Raw genomic sequence first — 16031 nt, 5'->3', positions numbered from 1 at the left:
GAGGACGATGAAGTAGCCCCTGAATAGACCGGACACGATCTCCCACCTCTCTAAGAGGTAGGAGTAGTGTTGGTGCTATGACTGGTTCTTCTCCGAAGATAGAGGTCCTTGACGGACCACAACACCGCCGCCACTGGACGGCCGCCGAGAAGCTGTCCATCGTCCAGGAGACCTACGAGCCGGATGCGACGGTCAGTCTGGTCGCCCGCCGGCATGGTGTGGCGCCCAACCAACTGTTTCGCCGGCGCGAGCTCGCCGCCCAGGGAGCCCTGACGGCTACCAGTGCCCAGGAGGAGGTCGCTGCCGCCTCGGAGTACCCCTCCTTGCAGAACCAGGTCCGGGAACTGTAGCGCCTGCAGGGCCAAGAAGACGCTTGAAGCCGAGATCCTCAAGGAGGCGCTGAAGGTCGCCACCAGGCCAAAAAAGCAGCTGTTGCGCTCGCTGTCCTGGCCCAAGGGCGGTTCACGATGAGTGCCGTCTGCGTCACCCTTGAGGTCGCCCGCTCCAACATCGCCGAGCAGGCAGCCGGGCGGCCATCAAAGCGCCGGGGCCGGCCGCCTCCGCCGGACGCGGGACCTGGTGGCGGCGATCAAGGCCATCATCGGCAGCCTGCCGACCTACGGCTACCGACGCGTGCACGCTCTCCTGACCCGCCAGGCGCAGGAGCAGGGCCGTGCTCCACCCAATCACAAGCGCGTCTACCGGGTCATGAAGGCTCATGGCCTTCTCCTTCAGCGGCACGCGGGTGGGGCCGAACAGCGCCGGCACGACGGGCGCGTGGCGGTGGAGCGCTCCAATCTGCGCTGGTGTTCGAACGGGTTCGAGATCGGCTGTGACAACGGCGAGAAGGTGCGGGTGGCGTTTGCGCTCGACTGCTGCGACCGGGAGGTGCTAGGCCATGTGGCCACGACCGAGGGGATCAAGGGTGAGGACGTGCAGGACCTGATGATCACGGCGGTCGAGTACCGCTTTGGGCCGGTGACCCGTCTGCCGCAGACGATCGAGTGGCTCTCGGATAATGGCTCGGGCTACATCGCCCATGAGACGAAGAGCCTGGCGCGAGAAATGTGGCTGGAGCCGAGGACCACACCGGTGCAGAGCCCACAAAGCAACGGCATGGCCGAAGCCTTCGTGCGCACGATCAAGCGCGATTACGTCCGCGTCAGCCCGATCCCGAATGCCCAGACGGTGATGGAGAGCCTTCCTCTATGGTTCGAGCATTGCAACAGCCTTCACCCGCACAAGGCGCTCGGGTATCGTTCCCCACGTGAGTTCATTGCCTCACGTCAACCGGGATGATCTGTCCGATATTTCAGGGGCAACAACAGACGAGCCATGGGACAATCTACGGAAGTTTTCGTCGGAATCGATGCCGCCAAAGCGCGCAATGACGTCCTTGTGGCGCTCCTGTGGAGGACTTGGCGTATAACGTGTCCTTCCATCTTGGGGCTAAACATCTCTCTAGCGAAAATTTTATCAGTCTAATATAGAATTGCGATGCCTCCCTCGGTAGGCCGAAGTCAAGCATTTGAAACTCAAGCGACGTTGGTTGAAAAGAATTGAAGAAGTCAAAATGGGTTCTGCGCCCCGAGTCTAGCAAACTCCTTAATTTGGATTTTCTCCGCTTTGTAGCTGCAATAGGTATCGTTTGGTTTCATTACGGATCAACGCTGATAGATCCAATTAAGGAACGCTTAGAAGCTTTTCTGCTGTTTGTAGACTTGTTTTTTGTAATTTCTGGTTACGTTATCGCCTATGTTTATGGTGGACGGCTCGGTTCAGGTCATGACTACCAAGTTTTCCTAAGGAAGCGCGTTGCTCGGTTAATTCCTCTGCACTGGGTAACCCTTGGTCTCTATGTAGCTCTCGGCCTAGCTCTTGGAACTAACGCCAAATACCCTGATATGTTTAACTGGCAATGCCTAATCCCAACTACTTTCTTAATGCATTCATTCGGAATTTGTACAACACCTTCCTTCAATTACGTTTCTTGGTCCATTAGTGCTGAGTTCGCAATGTATATTGCGTTCCCATTATTATTCGCAGTTGCTCGTTTACGATGGGTACCGCTGGCGGCAGTTGTAATCATATTTGTAATCCTATTTCAGATTACGAGCGGGGCGCATCCTTGGTACATCTGGACTCATGACTTCGGCGTCGTCCGTGCCCTTCCGGCCTTCTTATTTGGACTGTCGCTCTTCGTGTATCGCGACGAACTCAAGCGCGTTCCCGCACCCACTACTGGAATGTTCATCACTCTGGCGCTATTTTTTTGGGGTTCTTTCACACGCACTTCAATGGGAGCTCTCGTCCCACTCATCTACGCAGTCGTTTTTTTTGGTGTCGCCGCCGATGTGCAGGATCGTAGGATTTGGATGGTGAAGAGGATTGCCCCACTGGGGCAGCTTACCTACTCCGTCTATATGCTGCATCTCCCACTTCAGACGTTTTTGCTTGCTCGTGTACCTTTGGATGGTTTCGCCAGAGTGACTTGGTACGTCTTGGGCTGTTTTATCCTGATGGCGGTCTCTTGGGCATCTCTTGTGCTCTTTGAAACACCAATGCGTCGCTGGATTAGCGGCAAGGCTAAAGAAGTAACCGTTATCGATGTTCTCAGGCCGCGTCGTTGAGGTCTTGCGCGGCGGCATGGGCCTACGGCAGCAGTCCATCGATGCGGGTGTTGAGATGGCCGGTGGCGATGCGGCTCGGCACGTCGGCGAGGTAGGCCTGCGATCCACCCCGCACAGTGTGCAGGTCTCGATCAATGAGGTACTGATCGCCCAGTGCTCACCTGACCTGCCACTTAAGTTTCATCCAGCCGCCGTTAGAGCCCCGGCAGGTGATACGCCGTGTGGCGCGACAGGAGCAAGGGGCCAGCACGCGGAGCCTGTCTGTTGCGCAGCGTGATTGACCCTTGCGGCTCTCAGGCCCGCGGCATAGGCCGTGGCCATCCTATAGCCTAATGAGGAATGGGGCCTCGCGGTATTGTAATCGGCCACCCAGGCCGCAATCAGCTCGCGGGAATGATCCAGTCCGACGAACAGGCTCTCGTTCAACAGTTCATCCCGCCTGCGGCCGTTGAACGACTCAATCTAGCCGTTCTGCATTGGCTTGCTTGGGGCAATGTAATGCCACTCGATCCGATGCTCACCACCAGCCTCCTGCTCCCGCAAGATCCCAATAATCTGCTCGTCCGCGAACCGTGAACGCTTCATTGTCCGTCCTTGTGAGGGGCCGGACTCTAACTCAACGTGGAGGAAAATTTCAGCGGCAGGTCATTGTAGCGCTGCCGTCAAGAAACTAGCCCAAAGTGCATGCCTAAGTTCTAATAAATCTCAAGTGAAAAGTTTTGCACTCGCAGACGACAGGCGATTTTGAAGCCGATTGATTGCGAAGTTCGAAATGGAATAAGGTTCGGCTCTCTCAAGTTCGATCTGCACTGAAGGACTTCCATCTCCATACCCCCAGCGCTGTGCTTCATCGCGATAAGCCGCGAGCAAATGTCGAACCGATCCGACGAAGTGACCAGCAACAAAATCTTGGTTGTACCGGTCATGTTTTGAGATTACACGCATCTGCTTTGGCTTCCATCGGTACGTGCGAAGCTTTCCTGCAAGTGCCGCCCAGCAAGTCTGTTCCACAAACCACTGATACGATCGATTGGCTGAGTACCCGTAGCTAGTCTCAATGGTTCGGACCAGGCGCTCCATTCCCTCAAGTTCAAAGAAGCGCCGCCGGATCATCATCATCCCAGCGTTAAATCTATGTGGCAAACTATAGCGCATAGTTTGCCAAGGTTTCCAGCAATAGGAGTCAGCGTAATCCTTAAGATGTATAACATCTACATCCTCGCTTGGAAACACGAATGCACTATGGAAAGGTCGAACGAACAATATATCAGTGTCGCATAAGATTATATTTCCTTCTAACATAAGAGCAGCATCAACAAGCTTCATGCCCATTGCTGAACGTCTGCGAAATGCTTCGCAGTGTGGGAAGGTTTTGAGCAGAGGGTACACAAGGTCGTCCGACTCCTCCTTTGAGATTATACGAACATTAGGAAGAGCGTTTTCTAATCTCGCTCGATCCTCTTTCGTGATTGAGCCGTCATCGTGAAGCACAAGTTGAACAGGGTCCCGCGAAAAACGCAAAAGTGATCCTAGGCACTCAATCCCAAGATCTATGTCTCGATGGCAGATCATAGAACTGATCTGCGGTCTGTCTGGATCAATCGCCAATCTTCCCTCCAATCGATCCGAAACCAAGCATGTCCGAAGCGTCTGATGTCAAGTGTTGCCCAAGACCGACGAACTGATTTTCCTACTAAAGAGGCCTCTGTGGGGCTCAAGCTCCTATCCGTACCTCTGAAATCAAGGCAAAATGGCTTCAAAGGCAAATGGACATTTCTCAAGCGGCGTTTCCTATGTCGACCTCCACCATTTTTGGTACCCGAGATCCCCTCAGAAGGAAACTAATGATCTTCACGGGATGCCTGTAACGGAGAGGCCTGCATGGCGGAAGAAGCGGACGATCATCTCGAGATGCCGTTTGAGGCGGCCGAACTCGCGACGGGCGAGCCGATGCAGGTTGTCGACTGATCAGGGCAGGGCGTTTGCCATGGCACGCTTGATGAGGGCATTGCACTGCTCTTCCGGATTCAACTCCGGGGCATACGCCGGCAGATAGGCCACCGCATAGTCCTGCGCGTGCGAAGCGATGAAGTCCGTGGTCGCCTGTGAGCGGTGCGCGTTGAGCCGGTCCCAGACCACCAGCAGAGGCGTGCCGATCTTGTGGCGGAAGAAGCGCAGGGCCTGGATGACGCAGTGGCTTGAGATGGACGTGCGTAAGTGGCGCGCAACCAGCCGCCCGTCCGGCGTGATGGCCACCACGCTCGACACCTCACGTCGCTTGCTCACCCGCTGGAGCACCGGGGTCAGCCCGCGCCGCGCCCAGGTCGTGCCCGGCCGGATCCGGAGGCTGTGCCCGGTCTCGTCCCAGAGGACCAGGGTCCGATGCTCCCGGCGCGTGCGACGCAGCTCCCGCCGCCACTGGTACAGGTGTTGCCGGGTGACATCATGGCGCCGGGCTACATCGGAAACGCTCGCGCCCTCCACACCCATTTCGCTCAGGATTCTGTGCTTATCCTCCTGTGACCAGCGTCGCCGGCGCTCCACGCCTGTCAGTATCTCTTGCCGCATTGCTTACGCCTTGCTGACGTCAACAACGACGTCGTTAACGACGTAACCTCACACAACACGACAAGCTTCGTAAGGCGGCCTTGAACGGCCGATTACCGTAAACCCGGGCTGTAGTACAACTAATGATCCATTCTTCCGAAAACCGTGCACGTTTCCTTCATCCGTCTCCGCGCCGGACGGGCTCTAACCTCTTCCGGATGATTTCACACGGTTCACGTAGCCTCGACTAACGCAGGCTTTGAGTTTTTTCCAATCGCACGGGATATATTAATCGCTGGGGCTTCGACCATCCTGTGAAATAGCTCTGCAACTAGCAGCGACATCAAAACGGCCAGAGCAAGTAATGCAGGCACTGGAAGAGCGCCAGCGAAAGCGTGCCCGATCGACAATAAAACTATCAGGTGGGTTAAATAGAGACTGAATGATACCCTGCCTAGCCACGTCAATATACTTTTTGACAGGAATGATTGGAGGCTCTCCGAGTTTAAAGTTACCACGATAAGTATTAGAGAGCCAGCTCCATTGGCAAGTTCACTATATGGAAGCATAAGTGCGAGCCCGAATAATGCACAGCATGCTCGAGCGAGGTTTGAGAATGATTGCAACAGACACCGCCAGAAGTTGCCTGTGGCAGCAATCATTGCTCCAATTACAAAGAACGTTGAATAGTGAATCGTGCCACGAACTTCACTAATGGCAGTATTTCCGCCAGTTTCTATTAAAAGCACTGCGACAGTTGCGACTGTAATGTATAGCAAGCCAGGAAGCCAACGAGAATTTATCAGCAACAGGCAAAGAAATGGAAGCAATACCGATATCCGAAGTTCGTAGAAGAGGCTCCAAGAGACGCCATTGAGGTCGAGCCCGCTCCTTGTTCCTAGCATCAGCAGCATTTCGAGTGTTGCCCGAAGCGTAACTGGCTTCGACCAATTATCGTCAAATACGCCGCCTAATTCATGAGGCATTGGTGCAAAGAAGATGGCAAGTGGGATAGCGATTGATGTGGCGCCAGCAAAAGGAATGTAGATTCTAACAAACCTTTTTATGACATATTTGCCGTAGCCTGTGAGCGGGAATCTAGATATCAATCCCAAAGAAAGTACAAATCCACTCAGGACGAAAAAAAATATGACCCACGAGTGCGCATTTCTGATTATGCGCAAGGGAGTGAGCTTAACCCATGGGTCCACCACCTCAAAAATCGCCGGCGGCAACGCCCCGTAGCAGTGACTTAACATCACAATAAGTGCGGCTATGCCACGCAGCGAATCCAAGGCAACGATCCGATGAGGTACACTCGTTTGCAATTCCGGACCCATCCAATGCAAATCACAATCCCACAACCTTAGATACCGTTTTGGAGCTCCGTGTCCATAACTAAGTTTGTACAGCTTATTAGTTTTAGATAAGACTTCCTGCTGTGCTAAATAATCCTGAACAAACTGTAGTATATTTGCTAGCTTGTGGAGCTTAGTATACAATATGATTATGGTATCGGAATGAGCATGCATCTGGAGTAAACAATGTTAGCCGTGCACAAGGCAGGTAAAGCGCCTTGGCTTGGCGGTGGTATGCTCTTGCTCTGCCACTCAGCGCTGATGCAATCGTATGAAGCCGCGCGAGAGGAGCTTGATCATAGGCAAAGGACCAATCATAGACCTCAGATCCTGTTCGAGAACGTCGCAGTGGAGCGGATCGGGGTAGCGTCGGGTCTACATGGGCCCAATGTGGACGAAAGAGCATCGCGGGTGCCGGAAGGCCTTTGAGCGGCGGCGCTATCCCACTGGCCTGACCGACGAGGAATGTCAGCGGATCCGGCCGATCTTGCCTCCACCTGCGCGGCATGGCCGCAATCCCAAGGCAGACCTGCGCGAGATGCTCAATGCCAATCTCACACCTAGCTCGCACCGGCTGCGACTGGCGCATGCTGCCAGATGAGTTCGGGGCCGCCCGTGGGAGCTTCTACGTGCGGGTGGCGCGCCTCGGCGTCTGGAGCAAGCGGTCGATTGTGGCGGCGCTCATCGACAGGACCTTGGAGCGGAGTTCCGCCTCGAGCTTCGAATGTCCATTGCGTTCCAGCGCCGGCAAGAGGATGGGCCGCAAGGCCTTGAGGCGCTTGCCGCAGACGCGATCGGAAGCCTCCCGCAGTACAATCAAAGCGCCTCGAGCGACTTCATCATAGAACGACGGGCGCTGACGGGTTTGCCGGCGCTTCGGCTCCGGGAGCCTGTTCAGAACACGAATTGCGAACTTTTCGTGATAACCTGTTGCGGCGATGAATTCCTACAAGATCCTGCGCTTGTCCTTGTTCGCAGCGGCCGTATAGCGATCCCGGATCGCATTGGTGAGATCCATGCGCATGGCATGCGTCATCTTCGTCGTCATGATGCCTCCCTCGTGGTGAAGGGCTCATGCGGGATGCGCCTTTACGGGTAGCATTTTAGGTGAGGCAACGAACGCGCTCGGTTACATTCTCCTTGAATCAGTGCGCAGGGGCTATGGCGCGGCCAAGAAGGTAAAAGGCCGTACGTGGCACATTGTCGTGGACTCGGCGGCTCTCAGGCCCATTTTTGTGCGCCAAGCCGGCTCGCCCGAGCCAGTGGCTGATGGTGGAGGTCACACTGACCACAATGCCGAACTGGCGCAACTCGGTTTGGATCTCCACCAACGAGATGGCCGCCTTGGTGTCGAGAAGAGCCCGCACGAGAGCCTCATGCGGCGTGAGGATCGAGTGGGGTGGCAACTAAAGTGGGCCGGAGCCGGGCTGCCGCTCTGGCGGCAGCGCCGCACCAGCTTCACGGCGGCCGACGGATTGACCTCAAAGCGCAGAGCCGCCTGTCGGATGGAGGATCCCCCTTCCATCGCACCCACAATCCGCTCGCGCAATTCTCGCCACAGAGGAACTGGCATGGGATGCCTCCCAGCAGACCATAATCAACCCTATGGAATCTGCTCTGCCGGTCCCACGCAACCATTGCACGCTCTAACACTACGCCCGTCTCTTCCCGAGACATGAAACTGTGTCCGATTTTTTGGGGGCTACTTCAGTTGGTCTGGCCAAACTCAGCGAGTTCAAGGTAAGCACTACGTTGTTATCATTAGGAGAGGTAGAGTAGGAATGATCTCGAAAGAATGGATACCCATCGGGGTTAGACGTGCGATTCCCAATCCGATAAAACAGCTTCCGTGGCGGGTACAGTGGATGAGAAGCACATCAAGGTATAAAGATGATTATATCAAAACTGTATCAAGTTTGATAGGTTGGACAATCAAGGAGATATGCTCCTCCGAGTTGAGATATGTGACATCCGGCGGCATGGAATTACTAACAATGCCAAACAACATATCTGCATTCCAGGATCAAATAGCCGGAGGGTTTGAAACTAATCTCTTGATGCACTTTCGGCGCGCGCTATCGCCCGGAAGTGTAGTTTGTGATGTTGGCGGCAACATTGGCGTTTATGCGCTTGAGGCAGCGCGGGTAGTGGGACAGACGGGAAAGGTTATATCGTACGAAGCTCACCCGTATACGTTTGATTTCCTCACTAGGAATATTAATCTGCATCGCTTCGATAATGTTATTCCCCTCAATGTTGCTGTGGGAGATACGGAGGGCTCCATCTTTTTGAATTATGGTCAGGGCAATTCCGGATCAACCCACGTTGCGCTCAACCAAGAAGGTATCGAAGTTCCTATGGTTACTCTGGACGAGAGTCTAAGGAGGCATGGGATAGTGTACCTTGATTATCTCAAAATCGATGTAGAGGGATATGAGTTGCCAGTACTTCGAGGTGCACTCAACATAATCAAACAGAGCCCCAGCCTTATAATTCAGATCGAGGTCGATCAAGGAAATCTCAGCCGTTTTGGAAATGACACGAATGAGCTTGTAGATTTTCTCCTTCAACTAGGTTTCGAGCCGCGTGGTGTAGCACCTGACGGATCAACCACTTCTGTTAACCCCTACACAGTTAAATACGGCGACCTAATTTGGAGAAGGCCGGAATGAGTTTAGGTGTTCAAATCCGGCTTTGGTGGGCTGGATTGAGCCTGAGCGTTTCGGCTCAACTATCTCGATTGCAGGCAATCGGCCGTTACATCGACGGCTTCTACAACCCTGTGCGGCGCCATTCGACACTGGATTATGCCAGTCCGGCGCAGTTCGAGAGGCTGGTCGAATAGCTACCAAACCGCTCTCCACAAAAGCAACGCAAATCCGCACAGTTCCTGGTTCGACTTACGATTCATAAATCAGCATTGCAAAGTTACAACTGATAGCCTCGTGTTATGCAACTAAATTTCATCTTCTGTGTAACGCGTCTTTACAATTCAACGCTTTTAGGCAAGATCGCTCAGAACCTCCCTTATAATTCAAACTGCCTGGCTCTTATAGTTGCTATGTCTGGGCTAACCATCTTGGAAAAATGACAGCTAAGCGAAGAAGATTTCTCCCTTGGAGCCGAGTAGGGGCCTGGGCAAGCATTCCCATGGTGTGCATAGTGTTGCAGACGCCCGCTTTTGCGGAATACCGTCTGGCACCTGGTGACGTATTGGAGCTCTCCGTCGCGGGGTTCTCGGAACTTCGGCAAAAGTCCACAATCGGGGTTGACGGAGAGATTGTATTGCCGCTCATCGGCAGTGTGAAAGCTGTTGGGCGCACATTGCCCGAGCTATCTCAGGCTATTCGGCAGGCCTATTCGAGCGCTGTGCTCCAACAGAGAGTGCCGGGTGGACAATCTGAGCCGATCGTGATTACGGCCAACGAAATCACCTTGCAGATTTCTGAATATCGGCCGATTTATCTCACCGGAGATGTTGCCAACCCTGGGCAGCAACCGTTCCGGCCCGGCATGACAATCCGGCAGGCAATTACCGTGGCGGGTGGCTTCGGCGCAGGGCGCGCCGGACTTGCGAACCCTCGGCTTGAGGCGGCTCAAGTCCGTGCTGATATGAAGGCACTTTGGGTGCAACTGGTGAATGACCATGCCACTGTCTGGCGGATCAATTGTGAGTTGACCGGGAACAACGCTCCTTTCCCTGATTTCTCAATGGCTCCCCTCGATCAAGAGATGGTCCGTCAAATAAGATCAAACGTGGAAGAGCAGCTAAAGACGCGGCGGGACGATCTTTCCAAACAGAAAGCCTCGATTCAGAAAACGATTGAGCAGGCAGACAAGCGCCTTGCTCTATTAGCCGACCAATTGAAGAATGAGGAAGCCGGAAGTCAAGCTGATGCTGAGGACTTTGCGCGGGTTAGTGCCTTGTTCGAGAAGGGCAACATCGCAGTCACGCGCCTATCGGATGCACGTCGAACAATGCTGTTTTCCGGAACGCGCGTTCTGCAAACGACATCTGCGATTTCTCAGCTCGAGCGAGACAGAGAAGTGCTAAGAAGATCCCTTGAAGAAGCCGATGCCAAGAAGCGTATTGCCTTAAACGACGAGCTTCAACAGGTACAATCCAGAATAGCACAGGCACAAACAAAGCTTTCGGGACTTGAGGAAAGATTCCGATACATCGGCGGATCGCAGACCGGACTTTCGCGCGATCTCGGTAATGAGTTAAAGATTTCTGTATTGCGAAAAGGGGCAACTGGTGTGGAGCGTATTTCCTCCGAAGAAGATGCCGATCTTCTTCCAGGGGACGTTGTAGAAGTTCTTCTTCCTGATGACCGCCCTCAGCTATGAACCTTCTAATTTGACCTTCCTAACCTAGATCGTCAGACAAACCCAAAGCCAGACTTTGTTTTGAACTGTAATGCTTCGCGATCTAAGGGGGCGTAGTATTACAGAATGGCTTAGATGGAGCTGAGGCTGTGCAGCACCCACAGGGAGTAAGCGTGCAGCTGATGCCGTTCAGGAGCGATAATTCCACGGCATGAGGGTCTCGATCTTGCGGTTGGGCCCCCCGTTGGCGATGCGCTCGAGCGTTCGGGTCAGCCAGGCGTGTGGATCGACGTTGTTCATTTTGGCCGTAGTCAGAAGGCTCGCGCTGGCTGCCCATGTGCGCCCGCGGGACTATCGGGAATTTCGTGTGGGGCCATTACGATGATCATGGGGGAGACATCGCATGGCACGCCGCAAGGAACCCCGCATTCCCGACCACCTGCTCGATTAGCAGCTGGCGGGTGCTGAGGCCCAATCAGCCTTTGCCAGGGACGGGCTGCTTGACGAGCTGAAGAAGGCTCTGGCCGAGCGGGCGCTCAATGCCGAGATGGACCACCATCTCGATCAGGACAGCGAAGTCGGCAACACCCGCAACGGCTATGGCCACAAGAGAGTGCTCACCGACTCCGGCAGGATCGACCTGGAGATCCCGCGCGATCGAATGGCCACCTTCGATCCGCAGCTGATTGCCAAGTACCAGCGCCGCTTTCCCGGCTTCGATGAGAAGATCGTGTCGATGCACGCCCGCGGCCTGAGCGTGCGCGAGATCCAGGGCCACCTGCGCGAGCTGTACGGCAATCGAGGTCTCGCCGGATCTGGTCAGCGCCGTCACGGATGCGGTGCTGGAGGAGATCAGCGAGTGGCAGAACCGGCCTCTGGAGGCGCTCTACGCCCTGGTGTTCTTCGACGCGATCCGGATCAAAGTGCGCGATGAGGGCACCGTGCGCAACAAGGCGGTTTATCTCGCCCTTGGGGGCGGCCGGACGGCACCAAGGAGATCCTGGGGCTGTGGATCGAGCAGAGCGAGGGCGCCAAGTTCTGGCTGCGGGTGATGAACGAGTTGCGGACCCGCGGCGTCGAGGACGTGCTGATTGCGGTGGTGGATGGCCTGAAGGGCTTTCCCGAGGCGATCACGGCAGTGTTTCCCGAGACCTAGGTCCAGACCTGCATCGTGCATCTGATCCGCTCGTCCTTTGCCTTCGTAGCCTACAAGGATCGCAAAGCCGTGGCAGCAGCCTTGAAGGCGATCTACCGAGCTAAGGATGCCGAGGCTGGCCAGACGGCCCTGGAGGCGTTCGCCCAATCGGTCTGGGGCCGCAAGTACGAGGCCATCGCGGCCGCTTGGCGACGCAATTGGGCGGCGGTGATCCCGTTCTTTGCCTTTCCTGAGGAGGTTTGCCGGATCATCTACACCACCAATGCTATCGAGCCGCTGAATGCCAAGCTGCACCGGGCGGTGCGGGCTCGCGGGCACTTTCCCACCGACGAGAGCGCGTTCAAGCTGTTGTTCCTGGTTTTGAGGCAGACGCAGAAAGAGTGGAAAATGCCGCCACGCGAATGGGGCATGGCGAAAGCGCAGTTCGCCATTCTGTTCGAAGGCCGCTTCCGGCTGGGATGATGAACCCGGCCTGTACACGGAAATTCTGGCAGTCCCGCCGCTTGAGGCGGGTATTCTCCTCGAACACCTGCTTGAGCTCGCGCACCTGATCCGACTCAAGGCCGGCGTACTGCTTCTTCCAGCGGTAAAACCTCTACTCCGAGATGCCGACCTGCCGGATCAGGTCGGCCACCGGCAGCCCCAGCACCGCCTGCTTCAGGACCGCCACGATCTGCTCAACCGAGAACCGCTTCTTCTTCATGACAAACCTCCTTCGTCCCGAAAGGAAATCTGCCGAGAAAACTAACAAAAGAGCTGGACCACTTCGCCCGTGTCACCTCATCACAGAAAAGGAAAGATGATTGCTCACCAGCCTCTTACACCGTTCATTGCGGGTGAGTTGAACTCGGCTGGATCGAGCTTCTCAAGATCATGCCGATTGCTTTTGCGAGCGTCTTGCGGCCCCTCGCATGAGAAAGCATGGATAGTAGGGAGAGCAGATAGCAAGTCAGGAGTGTCATCAATATCAGGGGGAAACCCGCAAGGGAGAGTGCCTCCTGGAAGCCAAAATGGACGAAGAACCAGCTTAGGCCAGCAGAGGCTAACAATGGTCCCTGAATAAGCCAGTAGTCCGCGAGGAAGATTGGACCTTTCCTGCCTAAAATGAAATATAGTACTGGTTCCTTCAAAAGATAACTGCTCAAAGCATAAGCACTTGCCACTCCAACCGACCCGCCTTGAAGGCCCACCAGGATTGAGCCTACTGTCACAATCGAACTGTAGATACCCCAGTAAAACATTGCCTTTGTACGTCCTAGAGAGATGAAAACCCACCCAGTAGAATTCCCAAGAGGTTGTAGCAGTCCAGCTAACCCGAGCCAGAAGAAAACAGGTGCAATTGGCGCCCACCGCTCTCCGAACAGTATATCAACGAAAGTATCAGAGATAATTACTAAAGATGCTAAGCCAGGTACGGCAACGAAACACAGTATTTGCGCAGAGAACAGATAGATCTCTCGGAATTTGACTTGGTTGGTTTGGAAGCGACTCAGTATGGGAATCATAATGCGTGACAAGGGGCCGCTAATTGTCTGCAGCGGGAAGACCATCAACTTGTATGCTCGGTCATAATAACCAAGTTCAACGCTGCCGTGAAATTTTCCAATTAGAACATTGTCGAGGTTCCGGGAAAAGAAGTTCAAAAAGTTGAAACCTGTTAGACCAGCACCGAACGATATGATCTCTCGGTCCATACGAAATCTCGGTTTCATGGGCGTATAACGGCTTGATACCCAAGAAGCAACGAGGGTGGTCAATGAAGACGCTGATGTAGAAATTAATAACGACCAGTATCGCATCCCGATGATCGCGCTGGCTAGAGCTGTAATCAATCCCACAGCAATAGAGATAACTTCGATGGTGGCAAGCGTGCGAAAACGCAGATTTCTGTTGAGAATACTTAGCGGAATTGAACAAAGGCTTCCAATCAGTAGTGGAATTGCCGAGGCTGAGGTTACGGCTATCAGTCTCGGATCGCTATAGAACGAAGCAACCAGAGGGCTAATAAGCACAACTATTATGCTGCATATCACTCCGGCAGCTGTCGACGCCCAGAATACGTCGCTAATCTGCAGATTGTCTAGTTTATCCTTTTGGACTAGTGCTTGTTGAAGCCCAAGATCCTGAAATAGAGAGATAAAGACAATTATTGGACCAACTGACGCGACTAACCCAAAATCTTCGGGGGTGAGCAGGCGTGCTAGAAGGATCACCGAAAGGAACTGTGAGCCGACTTTCACCGCTTGCGAGAAACCCATGAATGCGCCGCCACGGATGGCTATGCGCGATAGATTTGTAGTTTCGCTGCTCATGATTGGCTCAATTCGTACACGCAAGGGTTTGTTAGGGAGGGCGGAGCTAGATGGCACTTATGGCAGACCACCGAGGGACCGCGGAGTTTGCCAACTTCAGACACGGGACGTGCCACATTTGATGCCGGATACATCCCTGCTGCGACGCCAAGGCACAAAATGGACCATCCCTTCGCGAGTATTCGCTGTTAATTCGGCCATATGTACACCTTGTCCGCTCCGCTAAGAAAGCTGCCTACTGCGTGTCATTGCAATCGCTCTCCATGGCGTAGCTGTGTCGTAGATAGCAAATAGGGATTTGCAGGAATTCTCGAGATCAGCTTCAGAGTGCTGAATAAGTCTACAGTTTTTGATGCATCAATTTGGTTGCGCCTTAACAGGAAACCCAAAGTGCCTTGTCAGTGCGCCGATCTGCTGGTCGTTTTTGCTCATGAGCAAGTTTTCATGGAACAGACTACGCTTCTGAGATGTCGGCCAAGTTGGTGGCACACCAGGCCCGCCAATCTTCTTGTAAATTGTCTTGGCACGCCTTCCCATCCAATAAAGCCAAAGATCGTCTCCACTCGGGCAGAGTTCCTGAAAAGTTTGCTCATCGAGCACGTCTGGATGGAGAGAGTTTGGCGGATACAATACGCCGCCAACGCCAATCGGAAGTAGGCTTGGCGAGACTTCCGGCGCCGAAGCATATTCCCAATCTTTGTAGGCTTTCGAGGAACCATCCTGATTTAGCGTAACTTGTCGGGCAACCCGACAAACGATCTGATGTTGGTCTTTTTCCCATGCCTTAATCAAGTGCTCAAGCCAGTGGGGGCCATAGTACGTATCATCATCTGCCGTGACGATGAACGCATGAGGGAAAGCCCTGAGGCTAGGAATAATTTTTTTGTACGACTTGATGTCCGTAGTGTAACGAATTTCAAGCCCGTACTGACAAAGATCGACTATTTCCGGTGGGATCGAGGTGTCCCCGTGAGCAAGCCAAAGAACAGTCCGATCAGGCCTGATTGTCTGTGATAAGAGGCATCTGAGGGTGAAAACAAGGGTATTAAAGCGCGGTTCATACGACGTCAAAGAAATTACTAAGTCGCCAGGCAGATCGTGCGCCTTCTGAGGCTTTCTGACGTGCCACCAGCAACGTGCTGCGGCGAGAGCTGTGTATCCTCTAAGGTTATCACGAAGGGCAGGATGCCACCTGTATCGGTAACGCCACTTAATTCCCCATAATGCTCGATTTAACAAAGAACGAACGAACAATTCTCACTCTCCACCAGCGGCCTAAGGAGATGCGGTGATGTTTACGGGCTCATCCACCGAATGAACTATCCTCACATGGTTGCCAGTATGGTGACGGTTGACACGATTCCGGATGTTGATACTATACAACATATACAGACACTTTGTTGCGGTGTGGCAGCCAAATACAACTAATTTCGTCGTACATCAATAATTCTGCGGGGAATGAGTCGACATCGCAGCCTAGAGCTGCCTTTCCTCGGCTTTCCCGACTTTTTATGGAGGCTCGCAAGATTGTGGATAGTTCGATTCAACTAAGATAATGAACAAGTTAGACAAAGAAGTTTAGGTTGGTTGAAATTGATCGACTGCGGCGGAAGCGGAGGGGCCCTAGCTAACCTGGTGTGCGGGTTTTTAGGCCTCGAGATCCACGGCTATCCTGAAGCGGTGAACAGCCTGCGACGCC

Annotated in this window: 10 protein-coding genes and 6 pseudogenes; 6 read left to right on the top strand and 10 right to left on the bottom strand. The window is 53.9% G+C overall.

What is annotated here, in order from left to right; all coding sequences use genetic code 11:
• The first annotated feature begins 77 nt into the window (after nt 1-77).
• Nucleotides 78-1299, top strand: a pseudogene (locus HPT29_RS18120) (IS3 family transposase).
• Nucleotides 1300-1559: 260 nt separating this feature from the next.
• Nucleotides 1560-2630: an acyltransferase family protein gene (locus tag HPT29_RS18115; RefSeq protein WP_173947175.1), complete on the top strand. Its 1071-nt coding sequence runs from the start codon at nt 1560-1562 to the stop codon at nt 2628-2630.
• Nucleotides 2631-2652: 22 nt separating this feature from the next.
• Here HPT29_RS18115 and HPT29_RS18110 read toward each other — a convergent pair.
• From HPT29_RS18110 to HPT29_RS18085, 6 genes and pseudogenes are all read right to left on the bottom strand, one after another.
• Nucleotides 2653-2786 (bottom strand): annotated as a pseudogene (locus tag HPT29_RS18110) (transposase domain-containing protein); the annotation flags it as partial.
• A gap of 24 nt (nt 2787-2810) precedes the next feature.
• Nucleotides 2811-3149, bottom strand: a pseudogene (locus HPT29_RS18105) (integrase core domain-containing protein); the annotation flags it as partial.
• A 186-nt stretch (nt 3150-3335) separates the two neighbouring features.
• On the bottom strand, nt 3336-3962 hold the full coding sequence (locus HPT29_RS18100; protein ID WP_173947177.1) for a putative nucleotide-diphospho-sugar transferase: 627 nt from the start codon (nt 3960-3962) through the stop codon (nt 3336-3338).
• A gap of 636 nt (nt 3963-4598) precedes the next feature.
• Nucleotides 4599-5198 (bottom strand): transposase, encoded by a 600-nt coding sequence (locus HPT29_RS18095; RefSeq protein ID WP_173947178.1) that lies wholly within the window; start codon nt 5196-5198, stop codon nt 4599-4601.
• 212 nt (nt 5199-5410) lie between these two features.
• Nucleotides 5411-6472 (bottom strand): acyltransferase family protein, encoded by a 1062-nt coding sequence (locus HPT29_RS18090; protein WP_173947179.1) that lies wholly within the window; start codon nt 6470-6472, stop codon nt 5411-5413.
• A gap of 688 nt (nt 6473-7160) precedes the next feature.
• Complete coding sequence (locus HPT29_RS18085) at nt 7161-7355, bottom strand: hypothetical protein (RefSeq protein ID WP_259060149.1); 195 nt, start codon at nt 7353-7355, stop codon at nt 7161-7163.
• 961 nt (nt 7356-8316) lie between these two features.
• Between HPT29_RS18085 and HPT29_RS18080 the strand changes: the two genes are divergently transcribed.
• From HPT29_RS18080 to HPT29_RS18070, 3 genes are all read left to right on the top strand, one after another.
• The gene (locus HPT29_RS18080) at nt 8317-9207 is read left to right on the top strand and encodes an FkbM family methyltransferase (protein WP_173947180.1); all 891 of its coding nucleotides are present in this window, start codon (nt 8317-8319) and stop codon (nt 9205-9207) included.
• The gene (locus tag HPT29_RS18075) at nt 9204-9380 is read left to right on the top strand and encodes a hypothetical protein (RefSeq protein ID WP_173947143.1); all 177 of its coding nucleotides are present in this window, start codon (nt 9204-9206) and stop codon (nt 9378-9380) included. Before HPT29_RS18080 ends, HPT29_RS18075 begins: the two co-directional genes overlap by 4 nt.
• Before the next feature lie 242 nt (nt 9381-9622).
• Nucleotides 9623-10885: a polysaccharide biosynthesis/export family protein gene (locus HPT29_RS18070; protein ID WP_349774702.1), complete on the top strand. Its 1263-nt coding sequence runs from the start codon at nt 9623-9625 to the stop codon at nt 10883-10885.
• A gap of 168 nt (nt 10886-11053) precedes the next feature.
• Here HPT29_RS18070 and HPT29_RS18065 read toward each other — a convergent pair.
• Nucleotides 11054-11209: pseudogene (locus HPT29_RS18065) on the bottom strand (transposase domain-containing protein); the annotation flags it as partial.
• 109 nt (nt 11210-11318) lie between these two features.
• Here HPT29_RS18065 and HPT29_RS18060 point away from each other — a divergent pair.
• Nucleotides 11319-12482, top strand: a pseudogene (locus HPT29_RS18060) (IS256 family transposase).
• Between the two features lie 37 nt (nt 12483-12519).
• Here the strand turns inward: HPT29_RS18060 and HPT29_RS18055 are convergent.
• The 3 genes and pseudogenes from HPT29_RS18055 to HPT29_RS18045 all read right to left on the bottom strand — a co-directional run.
• A pseudogene (locus HPT29_RS18055) lies at nt 12520-12723 on the bottom strand (transposase); the annotation flags it as partial.
• Nucleotides 12724-12847: 124 nt separating this feature from the next.
• Nucleotides 12848-14332: a lipopolysaccharide biosynthesis protein gene (locus tag HPT29_RS18050; protein WP_173947182.1), complete on the bottom strand. Its 1485-nt coding sequence runs from the start codon at nt 14330-14332 to the stop codon at nt 12848-12850.
• A gap of 357 nt (nt 14333-14689) precedes the next feature.
• Nucleotides 14690-15586, bottom strand: a complete 897-nt coding sequence (locus HPT29_RS18045) for a glycosyltransferase family protein (RefSeq protein WP_173947183.1) — start codon at nt 15584-15586, stop codon at nt 14690-14692.
• Nucleotides 15587-16031: the final 445 nt, after the last annotated feature.

The organism is Microvirga terrae (assembly GCF_013307435.2).
In the GTDB taxonomy this organism is placed as follows: domain Bacteria; phylum Pseudomonadota; class Alphaproteobacteria; order Rhizobiales; family Beijerinckiaceae; genus Microvirga; species Microvirga terrae.
The sequence above is the reverse complement of the archived record's forward strand: the minus strand, read 5'-3'. Positions and strand labels throughout refer to the sequence as shown.